The following is a 23228-nucleotide window of genomic DNA, read 5'->3' on the forward strand; positions in this document are numbered from 1 at the left end:
CCAACGACCTCTCACGCGGATGTAGCGCCGATGACATTCTTCACATGATCGCAATGACCGTCAATCAAGCGGCGGCAGGCGGGCATAAGGTAAAGGCGTGAAAGCGTCAAATCGAAAATCATTCAAACCTGCCGCACTAGCGTCACGCAAGACCGCCACGCAGCACCGCTTGATTCAGCCCTTGATAAAGAGCTGGCTGGGGCAGCCGATTATCGGTTGCCCCAGCATCAAGATATTTGAAGACAAACCCGTTCTGCGATCGACCGCATTCATGCCCCGCAGAGATCAAGCAGGCAAAGTCAGACCAATAATGCGTCGCGAAATCTGTGGCTTGAGGATGAAGGTCATTTCATTAAGCCGGACACATCGCATCGAGAGGACTGGCTCTGCTTCGCCAAAAATTTGCTGGAAAGCCCAACGCGGGGCACAATTGCAGATCCCCACCCGATCGGCAATTGCCCGCTTACGATGGTAGCATTTCCGCATTGGCATCATCTTACACCAGTGCCATCCACCCACGATAGTTGAGCAGATAGGAGCGCGCGGGCTTGCCTGCGCACGGCTACTGTCTCGCGGGGTTGCCTGCGCCAACCACTGCGCAGCTGAGCCCAGCTTGCAGCGATAATCGATCATAGGATAAACTTTATCTATAGTGAGTCGCTTTTATCTATTTTTTAAACTTGCGAGTTCTATCCTATTGAAAGGTTGAAAAGCGCGATGACAAACCGTTCTCAGCATGGCGAAACCTGCCTTTAACGGAAGATTCGGACCGAAATTTGCATCTGCAAGGAGCACTGCATGACCACAACCGCGATCAATCGCAACGAAACGGCGCCGGATTCAGATGTAGCCTCAATGGAGAGATCGATGCAGGAAGCAGGTTTTATCTATAATTTACCCTTAAACGATCTCCTCTTTCGCGCCCAGCAGGTGCATCGCGCGAACTTTGATCCCAATGCCATCCAGCTGAGCCGGCTTCTGTCGATCAAGACGGGCGGCTGCGCTGAAGATTGCGGCTATTGCAGCCAGTCCGCGCATTATCCGACAGGTCTCAAGGCTTCAAAGCTGATCGCCGTTGAGCGCGTCCTTGCGCAAGCGCGTGAAGCCCGCGATGGCGGCGCGACACGCTATTGCATGGGGGCCGCATGGCGCGGCCCAAAGGATCGAGACATGGATGTTCTGGTCGCCATGGTCGAAGGCGTCAGGGCGCTTGGACTAGAAACCTGCATGACGCTCGGTATGCTGACACAGGACCAGTCGGAGCAACTCGCTGATGCTGGACTTGATTACTACAATCACAATCTTGATACCTCCGAGCGCTATTATTCCCAGATCATCACCACCCGTAGGTTTGAAGACAGGCTGCAAACGCTCGAACATGTTCGGAACGCCGGGATCAAGGTTTGCGCCGGCGGCATTCTTGGCATGGGTGAAACGGTTGAAGACCGCATTTCGATGTTGGTGACATTGGCCAATCTGCCCTCACCGCCAGAAAGTGTGCCAATCAATAGGCTGATCCCGATCCCGGGGTCAAAACTCGCGCATGCCGAACCGATTGAGCCAGTCGATTTCGTGCGCATGATCGCACTGGCACGAATTTTGATGCCGCGCTCCTTTGTTCGGCTGTCGGCCGGACGCAGCGCTATGAGCGATGAGTTGCAGGCGCTCTGCTTCTTTGCCGGTGCCAATTCGATCTTTGTCGGCGAGACGCTGCTGACCGCAGACAATCCAGGCGAAGATCACGATAGCGCGCTGCTGCAACGGCTCGGATTAAAGCCCATGGAGCGGGAGGCAGCAGCGTGAGTTTTCCGGCGCTTGATCGCTACCAGACCGGACTTGCCGGGCTCATGCGCCGGTCGCGGCTTCGTGTCCTGAGCCAGACGCGGGGCGTTGATTTCACCTCCAATGACTATCTCGGCCTTGCGTCAGCGCCACAGATCGCGGCGGCTATCGCAACAGCGATTGATCATGGGATCCCGCAAGGCGCTGCCGGCTCGCGGCTGTTGCGAGGCAATCACTGTGTGCATGAGGCACTGGAAGCCGAAGCGGCAAGGTTTTTTGGCGCGGAAACCGCCCTTTATTTCAGCAATGGCTTCGCCGCAAATGTGGCGCTCTATTCCACTTTGCCGCAAAAGGACGATCTCATCGTCTATGATGCCTTGATCCATGCAAGCGTGCATGACGGCATTCTCGGCAGCCGTGCGCGCGCTGTGGCGGTGCCACACAATAATCTCGAGGCGGTCGAACAAGCCATTCGCTTTTGGCGGGAAGGCGGCGGCAAGGGGGCGACATGGATCGCGGTTGAGAGCCTTTATTCCATGGATGGCGACCGTGCACCGCTTGCCGAACTGCTCGCGCTTGCAATCCGTCATGACGGTTTCCTCGTGGTCGACGAGGCACATGCCACTGGCGTTTTGGGGCCGGAAGGACGGGGGCTCGCTTTCCCCTTAAAGGGTGCTGCCCACCTGATCACGCTGCATGGCTGCGGCAAGGCGCTCGGCGTCTGCGGCGCTCTTGTTTGCCTGCCTGCGACGCTGGCCGGCTATCTCGTCAACCACGCCCGCAGCTTCATCTACTCGACAGCGCCCTCTCCCTTGATTGCAGAGGGCGTTCGCGCCGCGCTGCGGATCGTAAGGGATGAGCCCGATCGCCGTGACAGACTGAAAGCCCTATGCCGTTATGCCGGCAACACATTGGCGTCGAGGCTCGGAATAACGCCCAGCTTTTCGCAGATTCAACCGGTGCTGATTGGTGACAATGCCCGGGCATCGCGGATCGCGGGCCTTATGCAGGAAGCGGGCTTCGACATTCGGGCGATCCGACCGCCAACGGTTGCGACTGGCACAGCACGCCTGCGGATCACCATCACGCTGAATGTTGATGCAGCGCAGATCGCCGCCATGACCGGGCGACTGGCATCAATTCTAAACGAGGTTACGACATGACCCCTCGTTACGTTGTGAGCGGCACCGATACCGGCATTGGCAAAACGGTTTTTTCCGCAGCGCTTGCCGGCGCACTGGGAGGCTCTTACTGGAAGGCGATCCAGTCGGGTCTGACTGAGGAGACGGATAGTGCTGCCGTGTTGCGACTGGGCGCTCTCAAGCAAGAACAGATCCTGCCGGAAGCTTATCGTCTTCAGACGCCCGTATCACCCCATCTTTCCGCAGGCCGCGACGGTATCGAGATCGATCCGGCTCGACTGGATCCGCCCCAGACGCATGGCCCACTGGTGATCGAAGGCGCAGGCGGAGTTCTTGTCCCGATCACCGAGGAGGTGGTTTTTGCCGATATATTCGCGCACTGGCAGATTCCGGTCATCCTCTGCGCGCGGACCTCGCTTGGCACCATCAACCATACATTGCTGTCACTTCAGGCGCTGCGGCATCGCGGCATCCCGGTGGCTGGCATTGCCTTCATCGGCGAGGAGAACCGCGACACACAACGTGTGATCGCCAGGATGGGCTGCGTGGCTGAACTCGGTCGGTTGCCCTGGCTCCCTGACCTCAATGCCGCAGCGCTGCGGGCTGCATTCTCTGAAAATTTCGATCTGGCCCATTTGAGAGGAGGCCTTGTTTGATGCATTCGCTTGTATGGCACCCATTCACCCAGCATGCGCTTGAGCCACCAATGACACGGATTGCGTCTACCGATGGCTGCTATCTTGTCGATGAAACTGGCAGGAAAATCCTCGACGCCATTTCATCCTGGTGGGTGATCACCCATGGCCATCGACATCCGACGATCATGCAGGCAATCCGCGAGGCGACCGAATGCTATGACCAGATCATTTTTGCAGAGTTCTCGCATCAGGCAGCGGAACGGCTTGCCGAGGGACTGATCGCGGTGGCTCCTCCGGGGCTCGCGCATGTCTTTTATTCGGACAGTGGTTCGACCAGCGCTGAAGTTGCGATCAAGATGGCCCTTGGATATTTTCACAATCGGGGCGAGCCTCGTGATCGCATTGTCGTGATGGAAGCGGGCTATCACGGCGATACGATCGGCACGATGTCTGCGGGTGAGCGAGGCGTTTTCAACGCTGCCTATGAAGCGCTGCTGTTTGGTGTTGACCGGATTGCGTTTCCGGAAGCCGGATTGGAACAGCAGACGCTGGATCAGTTTGAGAAGCTCTGCCGCAGCGGGCGGGTGGCAGCGCTTTTGATCGAGCCTCTGGTGCTTGGCGCCGGCGGCATGAGAATGTACGGACCCGCCACACTTGCCGGGTTGAAGACTATTGCCGAACGCTATCAATGTCTTTTCATAGCCGACGAGGTGATGGCGGGTTGGGGACGAACGGGAACGATGTTTGCTTGTGAGCACGCCGGCATCACACCGGATATCCTCTGCACTTCGAAAGGTCTGACCGGCGGCGCTTTGCCGCTTGCCGTCACGCTTTGTGTGGGCAAGGTCTATGAGGCGCATCTGTCAGAGGATCGTCGCAAGACTTTCTTTCATTCCAGTTCCTATGCAGCCAATCCGATTGCCTGTATGGCGGGGGTCGCCAATCTCGCAGTCTGGCAGAACGAGCCGGTGCTCGAGCGCGTGCACGCGCTTGAAACCGCACAGCGGCTCAACCTGGCCCGCTTCGACAACGATCCGCGCTTTGCCAACATCCGTCAGTGCGGCACGCTTGCCGCGCTCGACCTTGTCGGGCAAGGAAACGGCTATCTTTCGCAAGCAGCCCCCCGAATGCGCCAATTGTTTCGCGATCGCGGAATCCTCATTCGTCCGCTTGGCAACGTCCTCTACCTGATGCCGCCCTATTGCATGAGTGATGCTGAGCTCAGTCTTGCCTATGACGCAGTGGATGAAGTTGCATCAATCGTCCTGGAGGATGCGCGATGAGCGCTGTCCGTTCATCTCGCATCATCGGATTTGGCCATGCCATACCGCACCAATGTGTCTTTAGTGCAGAAATCGAGCAAAGACTGGGCCTTGAAGCCGGCTGGATCGAGCGACGGACCGGTATTCGAAGCCGTTACTGGGCGGATGACGATGACACACTGACCGGGCTTGCGGAAGCGGCTGGTCGGATGGCGATCGATGATGCCGGAATCGGGCGACCGGAAATCGCGCTCACGCTGCTCGCGACCTCGACGCCAGATCATGTTCTTCCGCCCTCCGCGCCCTTGCTGAGCCACAGACTTGAACTTGAGAGATCGGGTGCGGTCGATCTGGCAGGCGCCTGCTCAGGCTTCCTCTATGCGCTGGCGCTTGCCGATGGTTTCGTCAGGCTTCATGGCCACTCTGTCCTGATCGTTGCAGCAAACATTCTTAGTCGCCGCATCAATCTCAATGATCGCAACACCTCAGCCCTTTTTGCTGATGCGGCCGGTGCGGTGGTGCTGGCGCCCGATGATGATCCGCAGCGCGGAGTTCTTTCACTCGATCTTGTATCGGATGGGAGCGGCTATGATCTAATCAAGATTTCGGCGGGCGGTAGCAACCGACCCTATTCGAGCGAAATTGATGCGGAAGCGTTTCTGATGACAATGCGAGATGGTCGCGAAGTCTTTGCGCGGGCTTCAGCTTTGATGACCGGAACCGCACGGCAGGCCTTGCGCCGCGCGGAGATGAGCGTGGATCGTGTTGATCGGTTCATTCCGCATCAGGCCAATGCACGACTGTTTAACACTGTTTGCAACGATCTCGGCATCCCCCGCCACAAAATGTTGCAGACGATCCGCGACTACGGCAATTCGTCGGCTGCCACGATCCCGCTCTCGCTCTCCCTTGCGCGCCGGGAGCGTGACTTTTCCCCAGGCGAAATCCTTCTTTTGACCGCAGCTGGCGCAGGTTTGGCAGGCGGATCGGTTGTGCTGCGGATCTAGCTTTATCTGCTTGCTGATTGGCATTCTGTATAGCCAGCACAGGACAATTTGCGAAGGCTTACTGGTCACGCTTCCTGAAAGAGGAGCCGTCATCCTCCGCTGCAGCGATTTCCACTTGTGCGGTCATTCCGGCAACGAGCATAACCGCGGCAGGAACCCGATCAATATGAATGCGAACAGGGATGCGCTGCGCGAGGCGCACCCAGGAGAAAGTCGCCGCAACATTGGGAAGTCCAAGATGGCCGGGCGCACCATTATCGTCTTCAATACCCCGGCCAATGCTCTCGACATGGCCTGTCACCGGCTGATCGAACCCCATGAGTTTGATACGTGCGGGGCGACCGATATGGATCCGCCTCAATCTGGTTTCCTCGAAATAGCCGGTAATCCAGAAGCTCGCTCTATCAATGATCGCTATCTTGGTCTCGCCGGCCTTGGCGTATTCGCCGTCGCGCAAGCGCAGGTTCGTCACATAACCCTCGACAGGAGATCGGATCATGGTCCGCGCGAGATTGAGTTTCGCAAGTTCGAGGGCCGCCTTGGCACCTTGATAGGCTGCGGCTGCCTGCGCCGCCTCCCCCGCCGCCTGCTCGATGACCTCGCGTGAGGCGATGTCGCCCAGTCTGCTTCGTCTTCTGGCAGCCGCCTGCCTTATCAGCATATCCTGACGCCTGGCCTCAGCCTCCGCTTCTGCATTGATGACCGCGAGACGAAAACGCTCGGGGTCGATAGCATAGAGGATGTCACCGCGATGGACATATTGATTGTCGTGTACGGACACCGAATGGATTGTGCCTGAAACTTCCGGCGCGATCTGCACAACATCGACGCTGACGCGAGCGTTGCGCGTCCAGGCCATGCTTTCGTATCGCTGCCAGAGATGGAAAGCGACCAAAGCAGCAAGGGCAACGACGCAGAGTGTGATAAGATAACGGCTTAACAAGGATAGAAGGGATTTCATATGAAGGAACCGGAAGCGGTTGAGCCCTGCAAGAGCAGAGCATAGATGAAGATAAAAACTGCAAGTTCGATGAGTGGACGATGGGTAAACGCACGCAACAGCCCGATCGTGGCCAGCAACTGAACAATGCCTATGGTGACGACAAGCGCGGCAATCGCCAGGACCAGGAGGCCGGGATAAAAGACACCGCCACTGTTGAAATCGGTGATCATGATCGCCTGGCCTCCATCCTCGATCCAACGCCCAGAGCAAAGCGAAGATCAATGAGGTGATCGATCAGAAGGGCCTGCATTTCATCGGCTGGCTCAGCATTTTCGGCCATCAGCTTGTCAATCTGATCTTCCAGATCAAAGGCCTGCCTGCGGTCGCAACGATGCCTGCCATCGAAATACCGGGCGATCTCCGGCAGGAGTTTTTTGATCTCGGCTGCGGTTTCCCCCTGCAATCCTGTGCGCGCTTGGGCGATCTGCATGATGGCATGACCAATGCGAAGATGATGGAGCGTGTCGTCGGGCACATCGGCATAGGAATTCTTTGCCCCTTGAAGACGCGGCAAGAGCAGAGCGGTCCGGTCGATCATCAGGCTGGTCCAGCTCGATTGTGAGTGATCTCGGGCATCTGGTTTCTGGCGCAAGGCCCTGCGACGGACATCCCGGCGGCTCATCTCAAGCAGCCGCTTGATTGCATGGTCGGCAGCAACCGTTTGAAGCAGTGTCATGCTGATCACTGCAAAGCCTGTGGCAGCAAACACTGCAAGCACCGCATTGAGCGACTGGGCAAAATCGGCGCCATAGGATGGGTTGAGTCCCCCCAATATCGGGATGGTCAGGGTGATGCCCAGCGCCATGAAAGTGGTGGGTGGACGCGCCTGCAATGAGCCGGCAAGCAGAAATGCAGGCGCAAGCACGGCCATCAGCGTGAGGAAATCGGCGACCTGCGGCAAGACTACGAAACTATAAAGCAGACTGATGGCAACACCATAGACCAGGCCGTTGATATATTTAATGAGGAAGGGTGCCGGTGCATCGAAATTTCCAAACAAGGTGCAGCATACCCCAACAATGGAAAGGGCCATGCCGCCTTCTGACCAGGCGGAGCAGATCCAGAAAGCGCAGCCGATCAGGATAGCCGTCATCGCCCCTATGGCAGCCCTTGCTGCCATCCACCGGTCACGGTGATAGACGTATCCTGTGGCAAAGTGCGGTCCGTGAAGTTGAGAAAGACGACCAGTGCCCGTGAGACTGTGTTGGAGCCGATTGCAATCCGAAAAAATTCCGACCAGTTCGGCCAGATGACCAGAGAGATTGGCGACGATCCGCCGATCAGACAACGCAGGTCCGTGTGCTGCGCATTGCTTCAGCGATAAAGCCTTTTCGATCAAGCCGCGCGCTGGATCATGCTGTTTGGATAGAAGCGGTGCCTTTATCCATGCAGCGATCTCATGCAGCAGATCAGCCGGTATTGGTTCTTCGTTATTCTTCAAGGCATGAAGCCGATCGGCGATATCTGCGCAAAGCGGCAACAGGCGCGCCAGGCGATCATGCAAAAGCCGCAATTTTTGTCGCTCGGGCGTGAATGGTGCCGGATCGTAAGGCAGATGCGCCGTCAGCCCTTGCAGGACAAGAAGATCGACGGCAAGCAACTTGCTGTCGCGAGAAATCTCTGTTGCGCTCATGCCGCCAAGCGCGTCGACCGCCAGCTGCCGCGCATCCTTTAATGTTGTTTCAAGCTTCCCGGCAAAGTGATCACTGGCGCTAATGGGCAAGATGAAGCGGTGCAGGAGAACGGCACAGAGAATGCCAATAGAAATCTCCTGCACACGCATCAAGGCCACATCAAATATGGTCCCCGGATCAAGCAGGGTAGGAAAACCGATAAGGCTCGCCGTATAGCCGGCGAGCACAAAGGCGTAGGAACGGGGCGTCCTGTCAAGAAGCGACAGATAGAGACAAGATCCGATCCAGCCGGCGAGAACGATGCTGCAGAGGATCGGGTCATCGACGAAATTGGGAAGGATCAGAACAGTGGCGATCGCCCCGATTATCGTTCCAACCAGACGATAAAGGCCGCGGCCAAGCGATGCACCGGCAGAGGATTGCGAGACAATATAGACGGTGACGATGGCCCAGGAGGGTTTGGAAAGCCCGAGACGCAGCGATAGGTAATAGGCAAGCATTGCCGCAGCAAAGCTCTTGATCGAAAAGACCAGCGCTTTTGCGTCTGCCTTGATGGCGGGGGAGCGGAGGAAGCGCGCAACCAGTGGTCGCCACGAGCCGCCGATGCCTAAAGAGCGTTTGTGAAAATGAGGAACTGCGTTCATGCCGGCAATATCGCTGCATTGCAAAGCTAAATAAATTCGTTATCCTGACAAGAAATATCTCAATCCTGCCAATGATCGATCGCATGCAACCCGCCAATCTTTCCTATGATCCAGATCTCAATGATCTGCCAGCGCTTGCGCGGGAACTCGACTTTTCCGACTACCAGGCCGAAGTCCCGATCCATAGCCATCGTAAGGGACAGCTGATCATCGCACTGCATGGCGCGGTTACCTGCACCACAAACAAAGAAATATGGATCGTGCCGCCCAATTGCGGGGTCTGGATACCGGGTCGGATACCCCATAGTGCGAAGGCGACAGCGAATGCCAGGCTGAATTATCTGTTTGTCGAGCCTGATGCAGCCATTCTGCCAAAAGAGTGCTGCACGGTTTCCATTTCTCCGATGATCCGGGAAATGGTGCATCGACTGGCACAGGAGCATGCGGATTATCGTTGGGATAGCCATGCTGCCCGCATTGCGCGCGTGGTGCTTGATGAATTGGCCATGATGCCACGCGAACATTTCAACCTTCCGGTTTCCAGCCATGCGAAGATCAAAACGATTGCGGCCGCCCTGACCATCAATCCCGCAGACCGCAGCACGCTGGGTGAATGGGCGAAACGGGTCGCCATGAGCGAGCGATCACTGGCGCGTCTGATGCTTGAGGAAACAGGGCTGACATTCGGCCGCTGGCGCCAGCAGTTGCATCTGGTTTTAGCGCTTCGGCAATTGGCAAGTGGTGCAAGCGTACAGGCTGTTGCCGGCGAACTCGGTTATGAATCGGTCAATGCCTTCATAACGATGTTCAAGAAGGCGCTTGGGCCGACACCAGCACAATATTTCGCGCAGCATTACGCCAAATCTACCCGCTTAAAACACGCTGTGTCCAAATAGTTGTTTGACCAAGTATCTCTTTAAGCATGGAGGCTGCTGCCGGTCTGACGGGCTCGGCCCGCGCCAGATCGATCATCATGCCGAAGGCTTTGTTGGCGTCTTTCGCTGCCCATGGTTTTTAAGAGGCAAATCATCCCAAGAGCGATTTTGGCTATCGTGCCTAAAGGGTCGCTGCACCGCAAGCGGCAATGGTTGTTGTACGCATTTGCGTGTAAAATATAGTTATACGCACTCCCGTATATTAAGCAGTTATACGCAAGCGCGCATATTGATAAAATACACCAACTCGTGTAAACTTTTCTTATGTGCGGTCACTATACAGGAAATACAAAAGGGCGCGATGAAGCTAAGGCTCGACAGCGATAATAAGAGCAAAAAGGCGACTGCATTATCACACTGGCTCGACAGCCTGATTGAACAGTTTTCTGATCGAATTCTTCCTGTAGATGCCGCTGTCGGTCGCTTAGCAGGCGTGATCGAAGCCAGTGATACAGCTAAAGGGCGCAATCCCGGCTTCGCTGATGTCCTTATTGCGGCTACCGCAAAAGCGAATGATTTGATCCTTCTAACGGTAAATCTAAAGCGTTTCGAGCCGCTCGATATCGATGCTTTTAATCCTTTTGACAATTCTTGCGGCGGATAGAACCACAAATATTTGCGACGGAACCTTTGGTTGCCAGTCAAGTCATCGGTTTCTAACGGCCGGAATGGGGCCGTCTTCGGAAGGTCCGCTTTGAGCCTGAATAAGCGGAAAGCGGCCACTTCTGTCAGATATCAGCGCTTTTGAGTTTTATCCGCAGCCACCGCGCCTCACCTTCTCCCCTCTTTGACGAGCAGCGAGATAAAGTAAATGCCACCAATGCTGACCGTCATGATGCCGACGGGGAGTTGTGTTTGGAAGGCGTGCTGGGCTGCGTAATCAGCGGCTGCAAGCAGACTGCTGCCTGTAAGGGCTGATGCAATGAGGGTGACGCCTGCAGAACGAGTGATCCGCCGTGCAATCTGTGGTGCTGCAAGCGCAATGAAGGCGATAGGGCCTGCCGCAGCCGTGACGGTCGCGGTAAGGGCTACACCCAGCACCATCAGCAAAGCGCGGGTTCGATTGGCATTAACACCAGAGGCGCGTGCCGCATCATCACCCATTTCCAGCTGTCGCATGGGGCGTGCAAGCAGGGTAATCAAAGGCATGATGATGAGAAGAACAATTGCAACCGGTATGAGCTGATCAAAGCCCAGACCATTGAGTGAACCCGCGCCCCAGATGGCTGCCGACATCGCAACATTAAGATCCGCCGCCTTGATCATCCAGCCATTGAAGGCGGATAACATCGCCGAGATGCCGATGCCGACAATGATCAACCGGAAGCCCTGCATGCCATTGCGCCAGGCAAGTCCATAAACTGCTAAAGCTGTTAGAATACCACCTATCAGCGCGCCAGCGGCAATCTCGTAATATCCGCCTGACAAAAGTACAATGACGATCAATGCACCTGTATAGGATCCTGCTGCAAAACCGATAATGTCGGGACTGCCTAACGGATTGCGGGTCAGCGACTGGAAGATCGCACCACTCATGCCAAGTGCTGCACCTAATAAAATGGCGAGAAGCACGCGCGGCAGCCGCCATTCGACAACAATCATCCGCACCATATCATCGCCATGACCACGCAAGGCATCAAGCACATTGAGGACCGGAATCTGGTAACTGCCAGAAGTGAGCGATGCCAATATTATGAGCACGATCAGCACGATGAGGATCACGCCAGTCAGCAGGCTACGACGATGCAGGCGCAAGGAGAGCTGATCACCAAACAGGCGGAGCGTGGCTGTATATCCGTGTTTGTCGGTCATAATCCGCTGACCTTTCTGCGGCGTGCCAGCGCGATAAGAACGGGTGCACCAATGAAGGCTGTCACGATTCCGGCTTCAAGCTCTCCGGGATAAAGCACCAGACGTCCTGCAATATCCGCACTCAACAGAAGGACCGGTGAGAAGATCAGCGTGAAGGCAATAATCCGTCGCTGATCGGGGCCAGTAAACCATCGCACCATATGCGGCACCATCAGTCCGACAAAGCCAATCGGACCGCAAGCAGCAGTCCCTGCCCCCGCAAGCAAGGTGACAGCAATCACCACAAGAATGCGCGCTTTGAGAATATCCGTTCCCAAAGAGCGAGCCAGATCATCCCCAAGTGCTAAAGCATTGAGCGGTCGGGCTGCCAGCAATGCAATGACCAGCCCTGCCAGAATAAACGGCGCAACCCGTGTCACCACATGCATGTCACGACCGGCGATAGAGCCAATCGACCACATACGCAGCGCATCAAAAGTCTGAGGATTGAGTAATGTCATGGCGGAGCCAATGCCGCTCAGGACAGCAGACAAAGCCACCCCTGCCAGAACCAGCCTGACGGGTGTTGCACCTTCGCGACCTGTTGCACCCAATGCATAGACAATCAGCGTGATGACAATAGCCCCGGCAAAGGCCGCCCAGATATATGTACCAATCGACTGCCAGCCCAGAAGGCCGACGGCCAGTGTGACAAAGAAGGCAGACCCTGCATTGACCCCTAGTATCCCCGGATCAGCCAGCGGATTGCGGGTGGCTGCCTGTATCAAGGCGCCTGAAACACCAAACGCAGCCCCGCAAAGGACACCAAGCAGGGTGCGGGGCAAGCGGTAATCGAGCAAAATGATCTGCGCAGCCGATGTTCTGTCCTGGCCTGACAAGGCTTGAAGCAGAACATCAGGCGACAGCATCCGCGTCCCCAAAAGAAGGCTTAAAAGGCTCAGCGCAATCAGCAAGCCAAAGCCGCACAGCAGAAACACAAGGCTCGGCCGCATTGCTGGAGCAGAAGCATTCCCAGGCAGTTTCGAGAACCTAGCTTTAATAACCTGTTGCCTATCCTGCCCCTTGTTAAGCCGTACAACCCTGTGAGAGAGAGAACTGGCCATATCCCGCTCCGTCATGCTTGCATTCTCTTTTTTATGCACATCAGACCCGGGCCTGTCCTTCAATCCAGTAACCGACCGCTGTGATATGATCCTTGTGGATATTGCATGTTGTACGAAAATATTTGCGGCATTCGGCTACTGCTTTAGCCTCACCGGCAATCCAGACATAAGCGGACTTTTCGGGACATGGCATTGTCTGTGCAATATTCGGGAGCTGCGTCGCTTTTTCAGCTTTGCCAAACGTTTCGTGCCAGTAGACTGTTAAATTATCCTTGCGCCTGAAATCTAGACGATCCTCAATGCCCGGAATTTCCGCATGGACGATGATACGCCGATCTCGACATTCTTCGACAATGCGAGCAACAGCCGGCAATGCGCTGTAATCACCCAGAAGAATAATATCTCCGCTGGGTGGCGGCGTAAAACGCGATCTTGGGAGATAAATCTCGATCATATCGCCCTCAATCACCAGCTGCGCCCATTTTGTGCCTATACCGACATCATGCTTGACGAAATCAACGGTTAATTCACACGTATCTGCGTTCCAGTGACGGACAGTATAATAACGCCCACCTGAAGTTCCATCTTCTTTGGCGAATGTCAGCCAGATAAATTCGTCCGGTACGCCCGTGCTTTGGAAAGATCGGAGTTGTGTACCACCCAAAACAATACGGATCATCGATGGGCTTAAGAAGCGCCGAGATAAGACGGTCGCCCATAATGGCTCTGTACTCATTGACTGCTTTCTGTTTGACGCAGAACCGCATCTTCAAGACGGGCTACAAATTGCGGAAATCCACAGGGAATGGAAAGAACACTCGGATTACACGCAACCCAAATTGCCAGCGGATCATCGAGTGCAATATAGCTTCCGCGTGCAACGGGCGCATATCGCTTGAAGAGCTCATTGGTTTCCAGCTCTTCACGGGCACCAGGCGGGAACCAGAGGATCAGAAGATCGGTCTCCATCGTATCAAGCAATTCCAGACTAATGCTTGTGCCGATTTTCTCCTGCATTGTCGCGGCAACGGATTTAACAGCAGGCGCAGGACGCAAGCCTAAGTCCAGCAATGATGCAACGCGGCCATCGGTAGGAAGGTAAAAGCCAAGAGCATTGCTGCCGCTAAAATAGTCACCAAAAATAAATGTTCGATCTTTTATTGCCGGATGTGCCTTTACCAAATCGCGCAACAGTTCTTCCGTACTTTTAATCAAATCAGCCGCTTGATCATCCCGCCCCGTTGCAGCACCTGCAAGCGCAGTGATTTCTTTCCAATCAGCCTGTAGCGGGCCCGATCTATAAGCAACAGTGGGCGCAATACTTTGCAGACGCCGCCATTCCTGTTCATTAATATTGGTACGTACTGCTAAAATGAGATCAGGCTTGAGACTGGCAATGGCCTCAAAATCAATAAGCCCCTGATTTAATAAAACCGGACGAAAATCGCCTATTTTTCCGGCAACCCACGGCAATAATCCATCGTCAAACTGAGTATAACGCGGCATCGCTATGGGCATGATACCAAGCGCCAGTAAAGCGTCTTCGCCACCCCAACCCAAAGTGAGGATACGAACGGGTTTGGAGGGAATATCTGTCGTCCCAAGAAAGTGGGACACTGATCTTGGAAAGCTATTCTCTCCCGGCAGAGCCACAGCCGGCCGCCCGAAAGTGGCGACCGTTCCCAATGCTGTGAAAAGAAAAACGCGCCGGTTCAAACCAGACGAACTCTTTTTAATCATCAGCCGACCTCAGAACTTGGACTTGAGGCTGAGCGTAAAGGTGCGCGGATCGCCATAGACGCTACCCCATGCAGGCGCTCCAATCGTCTGATAATATTTTTTGTCAAACAGGTTGTCGACAGTGAGTGCGGCTTGAAGATGCTCGTTGAACTGATAGCCAATACGGGCACTGAAAATCGCGTAAGGATCCTGCACAACCTTAACCGTTCCAACCGTACGGCTTGTTTCTGACTGAAACCGAACACCGCCGCCCAAACTCAGACCTTCCAACTGATTGGTGAAACTGTAGTCGCCCCAGACCTTAACCAGATGGTCGGGGGAATATGTCGGGCGGAACATATTGTCTTCGGAACCCTCCAACAGTTTCTTGTGTGTGTAAGTATAAGAGGCGGCAAGCTGGAAGTTAGGGAATACTTCACCGCTCGCTTCAATCTCGACACCCTCACTAAGCACTTTGCCGCCAGCGATATAGCACTCACCATCGGGAGATGTTCCACAAGGATAATTGTTATCATCAAATATTGCGCGATTTCTCGTCTCGCCCCGGAAGAGCGAAACCGATGTATTAACACGGCCGTCGAGAACGCTCCCTTTGACGCCGACCTCATAATTATAGCCGAGAATCGGATCCAGAACCTGACCTGACGCGTCAATATAATTTTGCGGCTGGAAAATATTAGTATAGCTCGCATACACCGACCAGTTGTTATTCAAATCATAAACAACTCCGGCATATGGTGTAAAAATACCATTTTCCTTGTATGGTGACGTCGACTGCAAGCCTGTATCACGATCGTCAGAAGTGCTTTTGTACCAGCTCACACGACCACCAAGGATAACCGTGAGCGGATCGGTAACACTCAGGCGCGTCATCCCATAAAGAGCCTGCTGCTGGATTGTGGTACGTGTATTACCACCACGAAAGCGGTTTGCGATAATATAGTCATTATCCACTTCAGGAATTGCGATGGGATTGAAAACGTCCTGCGCAATCCCGAGTGCCGCGATTGAGAAATTATTGTTGCTGACCAGACGGTTGGCACTTACACCAAAAAGAACATCATGCGTCCGTCCGAACAGATCAACCTTCCCGTCAAGATAGCTGTCGAATGCGACATTGGATGTTTCCATGTCAAAAATGCTGGCATACATTTTTGACCCCGTGAGGGTCGTCGGATTGATAGCGCCTTCTGAAAACTCGTACTTAACATCGTGCTGCTCGCGCCAATAATCGACAGATGTCTTCCATTGCCAGTTTTCATTGATCTGATGATCGATATCGCCAAACAATGAGACCTGATCCGTGTCCCATGTGTTCCACTTCTGACCAAGGCATGTATCGCGGGAAAGCCCGATGTCAGAACCATCACTATAGTGGGGTAGCCCGTGGAAGCATGGCGTCGATGTGCGGCGCTTATAGCTGCCGCCGATGGCAACCGTGGTATCTTCGCTTATATCCCCTTCAAGTATGCCATAGAGGAAAATATTCTGGCTTTTGGCAATATCAGTGAAGTATTCCCTATTATTAAAAGAACCCGCTACACGTCCACGCAACGAACCAGTTTCATTGAGCGGACCTGTCGCATCGAGTTCAGTGCGATAGTTTTGATAGGAACCAATGTCCTGAGTTATGGAAAACTGCTTCTTATCAAGTGGGCGTTTTCTGACCATGTTCACAGTCGCACCCGGATACCCGGCACCTTGGAGCAGGCCCGGCGCACCGCGCAAAACTTCAACGCGGTCAAAAGCCGCCATATCCTCGCTAAAGCTGTTTGCCTGCGCGTAGAAAGTACTGCGCGCAACACCATCATACTGCATTGTATCGACAATCGAGCCGCGCGAGTAAACGAATTTTGCACCCATCGGACTATCAACAAGGGTTATGCCCGGTGCATCTTTAAGTGCATCTTCGATGCTCGCGACATTACGGTCATCCATCTGTTTGCGTGTCACAACGGAGACCGCTTGCGGAATATGGCGAATGTCTTGCGTACCCTTACCTATAGTCGCCTGGCTTGTGGTGTATGAACCACTACCTTCGGTAGTTGCTCCCTGACCCTGGACGGTAATCGTTCCCAATGAAACCGAGCCATCAGCCGCTACATTGCCAGCACCTGATGCAGGAACAGAAATCGCGACTGTTCGTGCGTTTGGAAAGGAATAGATAAGGCCGGAGCCATCGAGAATTTTTGAAAGCGCTTGTTCACGGGTTGCCGCTCCCGAAAAACCCAGAAAAGTTTTGCCTGCAGCGCTTGACGCTAGATATGTAACCTGAACACCGGCCTGACGCCCGAAAGTTGTCAATGCACGACTAAGAGAGCCTGCCGGAACATTAAAAGAAGTTTGCGCCTGCGTTTGAGCAACAGCCTGACTATTGGTGATCAGGAAGCCACCGCTGATTGCTGTTGAGACCAGCAGCGTTGCTATCAACGCCTTACTAAAATCTCTGAAAACCTTATTGCTGATGCCGCATGCCATGGTCCGTAACCCTCTCAAATGCTTCAAATCATACAGAGGACAGACCATGTCTGAGCTTCAGCGAATTGCTGCCCCTATCACTGTTACAATCGGGGTAGATAAATTTTCACCTTTTAACTCAAGTTTTTTCAAATTTTATTCAAGCGAGGAAACAACTGTCAAAAATGACGAAATCTGGCGAACTCGTCCGCCTGCTGGATGGACAACAGCCTGAAGGGCAAGAAAAGGATCATTGAGATCAAAAATACCGCTAACACGCTGATTACCGATTGATGGATTGACGATAACAACACGTCCGGGCACCCATCGACTAATACGCGCAACAAGCGCCGAAATTGTTTCTTTTTCTGCAACGACAATATTATTGCGCCACGATGCAATTTGATCCTTTTCGCGTTCGCCGCGTGCGATACTGCCTGAAGCGGGATCAAAAATAACCCACTGCCCCTGCCCGAGCTCTACACCCGTTTCAAGCGCCGGATCTGATGACCGCACATCCACACGTCCATGGTCAACCGAAACAGATAGAACACCAGCATCACTTGATATATCAAACGCTGTTCCGAGCGCCGTTGCATTCAAGCTCCCAGCAAACACTGAAAACGGACGGTTCGGATCGCTTTTCACATTGAAAAATGACATGCCAGTAAGAAGATGAATCATCCTGCGTTCGTCGCTAAAAGACAACGCGATAGCACTGTCGGGGCCCATCGTTGCAACACTGCCGTCGGGCAGATCGATCCGGCGTATTTCACCCTTGGCTGTTACGTAATCAGCGCGAGCTTGAAGAATTAGGCTGGGCCCGAAGGTATAGAAGGCCGCGCCTGTACCCAACATCGCGAGTCCGCCGATCATAAAATTGCGACGGCCTAATCCGAGGCTTTCCCGACGCTCGATCCGGCGTTTCTCCCTTAGAATGCTGCCGGACGCGCCATGGACCTTCGCGACACGCATCCAGGCTTCTTCGTATTCTGGCCCTCGAGCACGCCATACGCGGATCATCTCGATCGCCACTGGATTACCGGGATCGTTTTGTAAACGAATAATCAGATCAATTGCTTCATCAAGCAACTGTTTCTGATCCGGCGTTGTCTCGTTCATTTGTAGCCTTTCAGCAGCAGTTCCAAAATTCTCCTGCCTCTATTATCTATACAAACGAACAATGCAATTTTTCCCTCAGCGTGAGAAATAAATCAAAATAGGTCCACCCGCCCAACCAGATGGCGATATGCGTCTCTTATCAATGTCCACGCACGGGTAGTTGAAATGCCAAGTTCTTCGGCAACTTCCGCTATCGTTCTCTCACCCAACCGATGCATTTCAAAGGCTAGGCGTGTCCGCTCTGGTAGTTCTGAAAGAGCCTGATATGTTTGCACCAGACACTGTTTCGAACAGACAATACGCTCCGCTGAAGGTGCAGGATCTGCAAGCTTGACTGCGTCTTCGTCGTCAAGGCTGGTTATCTCTATCAAAGCTTCACGTTTTTGATGGTTAATACCTAGATTACGAGCTGCCTGATAAAGATAGGCTTTGGGATTATTGTTTTGCATCCCGTCGCGAGGAGGTGTTGCAATCACGCGTAGGAATGTATCCTGCGTGAGATCAACGGCCGTTTCCTGATTAATGCCACGACGATGTAAAAATCGCGCCATTCCTTTGGCGTGGTGCCGGAACAAGTTCTGAATATCCCAACTCAATTCAAGCCTGCCATATGCTTCCATGCGGCCAGGGAGTCTCGTCTAACGCCAGCAAACGAATGGCAGAATAAAGAAGCCGCGGCAGCGGACTTCATTATTTCTCCAAAACACCGTTCCGTTAACTTAAGCGACATCGATCATCCTCATGCAGCAATTGCTACAATTTGGCTTTTTATTCGCAATTGAAATTCCAAAGCAAGTGTAATGGCTTAGAGGCGTTCTAATCTGCAATCGGTCGCGAGACAAAACTGGTGAGGAATATTCATATTATTCCATAGGATATATGGAAATGAGTGCCTCACTCTTGGAATGAAAGATATAAGTTGCCGCTATCGATTCATAAACAATGTTGCATAGCGGCAACGAGTTTCTCAACCATCCCATGTAAAAGTTAGAATTCACGAACTCGACAGAATATAGAGAGAATGTGATAGTATCGTTGTTTATACTGCTCATTTGTAATTTTCGCAGATCCGATCTTGTAATGCGGAACAAACGCGACGCGTAGTGTAAAACGGATTTTAAAATGGCTCGTAGATAAAAGTTGATTTTATATACGCCACAAGAGCCTGAAGCGCTCCATAATTGGTTCTCGTTGTTTTAACAATTGATGCAAATTGTCTACCCGCGAGCTATAGAGGGTTTTGTCGATATGAAAGCACCGACCGGCGTGGGCCAAGGATCCTACCGATCCAATGCTTCCTTCATCGACTGTCGCAGGTTGATACGCGCTCCCTCCCGCTGCATACCTTCGGGGCGCCTGGCGTAACGCGTTCAGCCTCCGAGGGCCGTCTGTTATAGCGGTTCTGCGCTCCGAATACTGATGCTTGCCTTCCACGGGGCCTCAGATCGAGTTTCAGGGCCGGCATATGGTCGTGGCGTCGGCGCGAAAGGACGCGCTGATCACGTACGCGCTTCACTTCCAAAGCCTGCCGTTCCCGAGCTTCCACCTTAGCCTAAATGCCGAGGAATCTGATAGCGTTCAAACTGGGACATTCAGATCATCCTGTACGGTTATAAGATAAGTTGGGTCGAGGCGTCCGCCCTTGACGAGCATCCGCTTGCCTGAGCCGAGATCGTAATCGGCCTTGCCGAGCGCCTTCAGCCAGCTATGGTGATGACGGTCGGCAAACCAGAAGAACAGGCGCTTGACCTTGATGCTGTTGCAGTGAGCGAGGAGCGGCTTCAAGCGCCTGGGGCTCAATGTCCGCAGTCCTTCAGCGATCATGTCCGTGTTATGGAAACTTTCCTTCCCCGACAGCTCGTCGAACATTTCCAGGAACGCGCGCTCGGGTGTCGCTACGCGCATTGGCAGAACACTGTTCTCGCCGAGCGCACGCACGGCATTGTCTAGCTCAGAGCCTGCTTGGGAGAACAACGGCTCCCGCCGATGGACTTTGAATTGTTGCTGAAGTGGCAGTTTTATCAACCATCCCGGCAGCGTCTTGTCTGAATATAGATGGATACGCGAAGGCCCCTGCATGGAGACGTAGTGTGCGTAGCCCTGCAGTTCCAAGGCCGTGCGTCCCCCGACATGCAGGTCGTGACCGAGGAGATTTTGAAGCGAGGCTACAACCCGCTCCCAGGTGAGCGCGCCGAGTGGGCGTTTGTACGTGCCACGGGTCGGTTGCGTTAGCCAATCTGCCTTTACATACTGACTGCGCAGGCTTGTCGAGTAGCCGTGCTCTTCCATCCAGCCAGCATCGACAAGCATGCCCTCAGGGAGGGTCCTCTCAAGCAGGTTTAGTTTCCCAGTGTTTTGCGTAGTCGTATTTAGTATTTTGGCGTAATTTCAAACCGCATTATTGGGCAGTCGCACTGTGAGATACCTGCAAGGAGTTATTCGGCAGCAACCAAGGCTGACGAAGCGGCCCGACACAGTCTTCCTAGGAGACCGATGGCCTCGCGCGGCCCGGCTTCCGCCTCTTCGAGCAGGTGGCCTTAGACATTGAGGGTCGTTTCGATATTGGCGTGGCGCATGAGCGTCTTAATCTCCTTCAGATTGACCTTCCGCTCGATCAGCATCGACACAAAAAAATAGCGCAGATGATAGGGCCGGTATTTCGGCTGACAGACAATCTCCCCGTCGATCTCGACGTCTTCAATGAGACCTGCCTTTTCGCAGGCGACGTCGAAGCCGCGCCTCTGCCAGTTGCGCCGGCAGACCCAGCCTCCGGACTCGGATGGAAATATGAGATCATGATCGTTCTTGACAGCGACATAGTCGGCGTAATGCCGGGGTATGTCCAGCGGTGTCCTGGCTCAGAGCAATGAAACGCTTTCCGGCGACAGTCGTGGTGACGGTGACGCTCTACCCGCCATCAATCGCCCGCACCACCTGTATGCCGGTCTCGCGGATAGCGGATAGCGGATCGCAGAGCGACCGAGCGCGATATATTCCTGTGGCCGCATTCCGCAACCTACTGCCAGGTACAGCATGGGGGTAGCGCTTCCACGCGCCGGCGATCGTCAGGTTTTTCGAGTTCGCCAGCGCGTCGGCGGCCGCGAGCAGCGCAACAATCTCCTGACGCGTCGGTATCTTCACATCATCCTCATAGCGGGACCCGGTGCGGATCGATACGCCAATGGCCAGATTGTGAGGCATGTGACCGCGTGTCGTCATCTCCTTCATTACCCAACGAAACGACGGCAGAACCTTGCTTGCGACAACCCTGCTGATCTCGCCCTTCAGAAGCCCGGACGGGAACGCGACGATATCGTGCGTGGTCAGATCCTGCAGGTCCTTCTTCCAGGAATAGGCTTTGATGAAGCCAGCGCGGTAATGATAGTTTTCGCACGTATAGGTGCTGACCGGCTCGCGCCCGTTGAGGCCTTCTTTCTCACAGATGCTAAGCCACAGCTCGGTGGCGGGGTCGACCGAACGAGGGCCGTCGTGAATGACCCGTCCGCTTCGCTTTCCTTCCAGGCACGCGCCTCATTGAGCATGTCGAACGTCTCGTAGGCGTAGCCGGTTTTGGAATCGGGCCTGGCATAGCGGACCTGGTAGGTCGTACCCATTGTGCCTGTGCGCTTGCGTATGTCCGACATGAATTCCCGACGTACTGATGATGAGCAGGAAGGAGACCAAATCGCGATTCCGGTGGTCAATCTTTATTCTTGCAGTCGGCCTCGGCGCGCATCTGCAGCTGGCGATAGATTTCGACGTCGGATGGATCACCCTCTCACAGGCATTTATTGGGACGCATGTAGAATGTCCGCTGTTGCGTGTGTCTCGCGAAAATTCCAATGACCTAAATTACGCGCAATGCCACTCAGCCAGATTTCCCTCGCCTATCCTATGAACCTTTCATTCATGCGCCAGTAGCATTTCATGATAGTCCCAGAATTCGTGGATAAAGCGTTGAGCAAGGCTGTTGTCAGGGCCGTTGCTACGACGAATAATGAGAAACCCTGCATCAACAAAGCTGTTAAATGGTCGGGTCACGACACCGCGCCCGCGAAAATCGGTTGCAGAGGACGGGTCAATGATTGTGATACCGGCGCCTTCTGCCACAAGTGTCAGCGCCGTGTGTGACAGGCGGGTTTCAATGGTGGCCGATCGCGGGATGCGCGCAAGCGCAACTTCAACGCGCATAGCAAAAAGCGATCCCGGTTCAAGTGTGATCATCCGTTCATTGGCGAGATCCTGAGGAGAAACTTCCCTATAGTCTGCCAGTCGGTGTCCCTCCGGGACCGCAACCACTGCCGGTATAGCACGCGTTTCGATATCGAACCCGGGTCTGTCCAGCGGGCCGTCTGCAAAGCCGATATCGGCCTGCCCTGACGCAACCGACTCCACAACCAACGCGGAGGAAATGCCGTTTAGGGAAGCATGAATATTGGGACGGGGTTTGAGAAAGCGCGCAAGGAAGCGCGGCATGATCCCATTTGCGAGTGCAGGCATGGCCGCGATACGCAACATGCCTGCGTTCTGACGACTAATTTCGTCGGCGAAACTCCTGATCCGATTGATCCCGACATAGGCCCGCTCCACTTCCTGCAACAGCGTCATGGCTGCCTGCGTGGGGATCAGCTGGTTTCCGCGACGGTTAAAGAGCTTGAGTTTGGTATCGATCTCAAAGTCGCGGATCAGGCGGCTCACGGCGGGCTGCGTGATCGACATCAGTTCCGCTGCAGCCGTCATTTTTCCTGTCAGCATGACCGTTCGGAACGCTTCGACCTGACGCAGGTTCATGTTTCACCATAATATTGGGTTATGCTCTAGGCTTAATTTCGAATTTGACTGTATTGAGGCGCACTGTCAAACCTTTCCCATAATCGTACCGTCGCGATGAGAGCAGCGGACATAAAAATGGGAACAATGCAATTGAGTGCGGTTAGCGCCTATCTG

General features: G+C 54.2%; 21 protein-coding genes. 9 read left to right on the forward strand and 12 right to left on the reverse strand.

The features are described 5' to 3' along the window. Positions 1-855 precede the first annotated feature (855 nt). Genes bioB through RT142_RS23665 form a run of 5 tightly spaced genes read left to right on the forward strand, consistent with a single transcriptional unit; the run spans position 856 to position 5831 of the window. Positions 856-1803 (forward strand): biotin synthase BioB, encoded by a 948-nt coding sequence (gene bioB, locus RT142_RS23645; RefSeq protein ID WP_313032032.1) that lies wholly within the window; start codon positions 856-858, stop codon positions 1801-1803. Then, positions 1800-2945, forward strand: coding sequence for an 8-amino-7-oxononanoate synthase (locus RT142_RS23650; RefSeq protein WP_313031986.1), 1146 nt, complete (start codon positions 1800-1802; stop codon positions 2943-2945). Before bioB ends, RT142_RS23650 begins: the two co-directional genes overlap by 4 nt. After that, positions 2942-3580 (forward strand): dethiobiotin synthase, encoded by a 639-nt coding sequence (gene bioD, locus RT142_RS23655; protein WP_313031989.1) that lies wholly within the window; start codon positions 2942-2944, stop codon positions 3578-3580. Before RT142_RS23650 ends, bioD begins: the two co-directional genes overlap by 4 nt. Beyond that, complete coding sequence (locus RT142_RS23660) at positions 3577-4845, forward strand: adenosylmethionine--8-amino-7-oxononanoate transaminase (protein ID WP_313031991.1); 1269 nt, start codon at positions 3577-3579, stop codon at positions 4843-4845. The genes bioD and RT142_RS23660 overlap by 4 nt, the downstream gene beginning before the upstream one ends. Beyond that, on the forward strand, positions 4842-5831 hold the full coding sequence (locus RT142_RS23665; protein WP_094544001.1) for a beta-ketoacyl-ACP synthase III: 990 nt from the start codon (positions 4842-4844) through the stop codon (positions 5829-5831). Before RT142_RS23660 ends, RT142_RS23665 begins: the two co-directional genes overlap by 4 nt. A 58-nt stretch (positions 5832-5889) precedes the next feature. On the opposite strand, the gene RT142_RS23670 is transcribed toward RT142_RS23665, so the two are convergent. The 3 genes from RT142_RS23670 to RT142_RS23680 are packed head-to-tail and all read right to left on the reverse strand — an operon-like array spanning position 5890 to position 9112. Beyond that, positions 5890-6792: an HlyD family secretion protein gene (locus RT142_RS23670; RefSeq protein WP_313031995.1), complete on the reverse strand. Its 903-nt coding sequence runs from the start codon at positions 6790-6792 to the stop codon at positions 5890-5892. Next, positions 6789-7004 (reverse strand): DUF1656 domain-containing protein, encoded by a 216-nt coding sequence (locus RT142_RS23675; protein WP_313031996.1) that lies wholly within the window; start codon positions 7002-7004, stop codon positions 6789-6791. The genes RT142_RS23670 and RT142_RS23675 overlap by 4 nt, the downstream gene beginning before the upstream one ends. Further along, entirely contained in the window at positions 7001-9112 is a 2112-nt protein-coding gene (locus tag RT142_RS23680) for an FUSC family protein (protein ID WP_313031997.1), read from the reverse strand. The genes RT142_RS23675 and RT142_RS23680 overlap by 4 nt, the downstream gene beginning before the upstream one ends. An 83-nt stretch (positions 9113-9195) precedes the next feature. Here RT142_RS23680 and RT142_RS23685 point away from each other — a divergent pair, with 83 nt between their 5' ends. Further along, positions 9196-10008, forward strand: a complete 813-nt coding sequence (locus RT142_RS23685; protein WP_313031998.1) for a helix-turn-helix transcriptional regulator — start codon at positions 9196-9198, stop codon at positions 10006-10008. Between the two features lie 268 nt (positions 10009-10276). After that, positions 10277-10651, forward strand: a complete 375-nt coding sequence (locus RT142_RS23690) for a PIN domain-containing protein (protein ID WP_313031999.1) — start codon at positions 10277-10279, stop codon at positions 10649-10651. A 167-nt stretch (positions 10652-10818) separates the two neighbouring features. Here the strand turns inward: RT142_RS23690 and RT142_RS23695 are convergent, their stop codons facing one another. From RT142_RS23695 to RT142_RS23730, 8 genes are all read right to left on the reverse strand, one after another. Then, a complete protein-coding gene (locus tag RT142_RS23695) occupies positions 10819-11859 on the reverse strand; it encodes a FecCD family ABC transporter permease (RefSeq protein WP_064322612.1) in 1041 nt (346 codons plus the stop codon). Beyond that, a complete protein-coding gene (locus RT142_RS23700) occupies positions 11856-12851 on the reverse strand; it encodes a FecCD family ABC transporter permease (protein WP_064322613.1) in 996 nt (331 codons plus the stop codon). The genes RT142_RS23695 and RT142_RS23700 overlap by 4 nt, the downstream gene beginning before the upstream one ends. A gap of 151 nt (positions 12852-13002) precedes the next feature. Continuing rightward, entirely contained in the window at positions 13003-13641 is a 639-nt protein-coding gene (locus tag RT142_RS23705) for a siderophore-interacting protein (protein ID WP_064322614.1), read from the reverse strand. Positions 13642-13694: 53 nt separating this feature from the next. Then, positions 13695-14702, reverse strand: a complete 1008-nt coding sequence (locus tag RT142_RS23710; protein ID WP_313032002.1) for an iron-siderophore ABC transporter substrate-binding protein — start codon at positions 14700-14702, stop codon at positions 13695-13697. A 9-nt stretch (positions 14703-14711) separates the two neighbouring features. Further along, positions 14712-17180 carry a TonB-dependent siderophore receptor gene (locus RT142_RS23715; protein WP_313032005.1) on the reverse strand — a complete coding sequence of 823 codons (2469 nt, stop codon included), beginning with the start codon at positions 17178-17180 and terminating at the stop codon, positions 14712-14714. A gap of 135 nt (positions 17181-17315) precedes the next feature. Next, positions 17316-18281, reverse strand: coding sequence for a FecR family protein (locus tag RT142_RS23720; protein ID WP_064322616.1), 966 nt, complete (start codon positions 18279-18281; stop codon positions 17316-17318). Positions 18282-18373: 92 nt separating this feature from the next. Continuing rightward, positions 18374-18901 carry a sigma-70 family RNA polymerase sigma factor gene (locus tag RT142_RS23725; RefSeq protein ID WP_208856216.1) on the reverse strand — a complete coding sequence of 176 codons (528 nt, stop codon included), beginning with the start codon at positions 18899-18901 and terminating at the stop codon, positions 18374-18376. A 958-nt stretch (positions 18902-19859) separates the two neighbouring features. Beyond that, complete coding sequence (locus RT142_RS23730) at positions 19860-20591, reverse strand: type IV toxin-antitoxin system AbiEi family antitoxin domain-containing protein (RefSeq protein ID WP_409558600.1); 732 nt, start codon at positions 20589-20591, stop codon at positions 19860-19862. A gap of 556 nt (positions 20592-21147) precedes the next feature. On the opposite strand from RT142_RS23730, the gene RT142_RS23735 reads away from it, so the two are divergent. Then, positions 21148-21324 (forward strand): hypothetical protein, encoded by a 177-nt coding sequence (locus tag RT142_RS23735; protein WP_157094203.1) that lies wholly within the window; start codon positions 21148-21150, stop codon positions 21322-21324. After that, on the forward strand, positions 21315-21839 hold the full coding sequence (locus RT142_RS23740) for a hypothetical protein (RefSeq protein WP_157094204.1): 525 nt from the start codon (positions 21315-21317) through the stop codon (positions 21837-21839). The genes RT142_RS23735 and RT142_RS23740 overlap by 10 nt, the downstream gene beginning before the upstream one ends. Positions 21840-22184: 345 nt before the next feature. On the opposite strand, the gene RT142_RS23745 is transcribed toward RT142_RS23740, so the two are convergent. Further along, positions 22185-23072 carry a LysR substrate-binding domain-containing protein gene (locus tag RT142_RS23745; protein WP_064322621.1) on the reverse strand — a complete coding sequence of 296 codons (888 nt, stop codon included), beginning with the start codon at positions 23070-23072 and terminating at the stop codon, positions 22185-22187. Positions 23073-23228 lie beyond the last annotated feature (156 nt).

The organism is Brucella sp. (assembly GCF_032066345.1).
GTDB lineage: Bacteria > Pseudomonadota > Alphaproteobacteria > Rhizobiales > Rhizobiaceae > Brucella > Brucella pseudogrignonensis.

Bases quoted from the DNA above. Each gene is read 5' to 3' on its own strand.
- bioB (WP_313032032.1), top strand. From the start codon at position 856: ATGGAGAGATCGATGCAGGAAGCAGGTTTTATCTATAATTTACCCTTA.
- bioD (WP_313031989.1), top strand. From the start codon at position 2,942: ATGACCCCTCGTTACGTTGTGAGCGGCACCGATACCGGCATTGGCAAA.
- RT142_RS23665 (WP_094544001.1), top strand. From the start codon at position 4,842: ATGAGCGCTGTCCGTTCATCTCGCATCATCGGATTTGGCCATGCCATA.
- RT142_RS23670 (WP_313031995.1), bottom strand. From the start codon at position 6,792: ATGAAATCCCTTCTATCCTTGTTAAGCCGTTATCTTATCACACTCTGC.
- RT142_RS23675 (WP_313031996.1), bottom strand. From the start codon at position 7,004: ATGATCACCGATTTCAACAGTGGCGGTGTCTTTTATCCCGGCCTCCTG.
- RT142_RS23680 (WP_313031997.1), bottom strand. From the start codon at position 9,112: ATGAACGCAGTTCCTCATTTTCACAAACGCTCTTTAGGCATCGGCGGC.
- RT142_RS23685 (WP_313031998.1), top strand. From the start codon at position 9,196: ATGCAACCCGCCAATCTTTCCTATGATCCAGATCTCAATGATCTGCCA.
- RT142_RS23695 (WP_064322612.1), bottom strand. From the start codon at position 11,859: ATGACCGACAAACACGGATATACAGCCACGCTCCGCCTGTTTGGTGAT.
- RT142_RS23700 (WP_064322613.1), bottom strand. From the start codon at position 12,851: ATGCGGCCGAGCCTTGTGTTTCTGCTGTGCGGCTTTGGCTTGCTGATT.
- RT142_RS23705 (WP_064322614.1), bottom strand. From the start codon at position 13,641: ATGATCCGTATTGTTTTGGGTGGTACACAACTCCGATCTTTCCAAAGC.
- RT142_RS23710 (WP_313032002.1), bottom strand. From the start codon at position 14,702: ATGATTAAAAAGAGTTCGTCTGGTTTGAACCGGCGCGTTTTTCTTTTC.
- RT142_RS23715 (WP_313032005.1), bottom strand. From the start codon at position 17,180: ATGGCATGCGGCATCAGCAATAAGGTTTTCAGAGATTTTAGTAAGGCG.
- RT142_RS23720 (WP_064322616.1), bottom strand. From the start codon at position 18,281: ATGAACGAGACAACGCCGGATCAGAAACAGTTGCTTGATGAAGCAATT.
- RT142_RS23725 (WP_208856216.1), bottom strand. From the start codon at position 18,901: ATGGAAGCATATGGCAGGCTTGAATTGAGTTGGGATATTCAGAACTTG.
- RT142_RS23730 (WP_409558600.1), bottom strand. From the start codon at position 20,591: ATGCTTGTCGATGCTGGCTGGATGGAAGAGCACGGCTACTCGACAAGC.
- RT142_RS23735 (WP_157094203.1), top strand. From the start codon at position 21,148: ATGAAACGCTTTCCGGCGACAGTCGTGGTGACGGTGACGCTCTACCCG.
- RT142_RS23740 (WP_157094204.1), top strand. From the start codon at position 21,315: ATGGGGGTAGCGCTTCCACGCGCCGGCGATCGTCAGGTTTTTCGAGTT.
- RT142_RS23745 (WP_064322621.1), bottom strand. From the start codon at position 23,072: ATGAACCTGCGTCAGGTCGAAGCGTTCCGAACGGTCATGCTGACAGGA.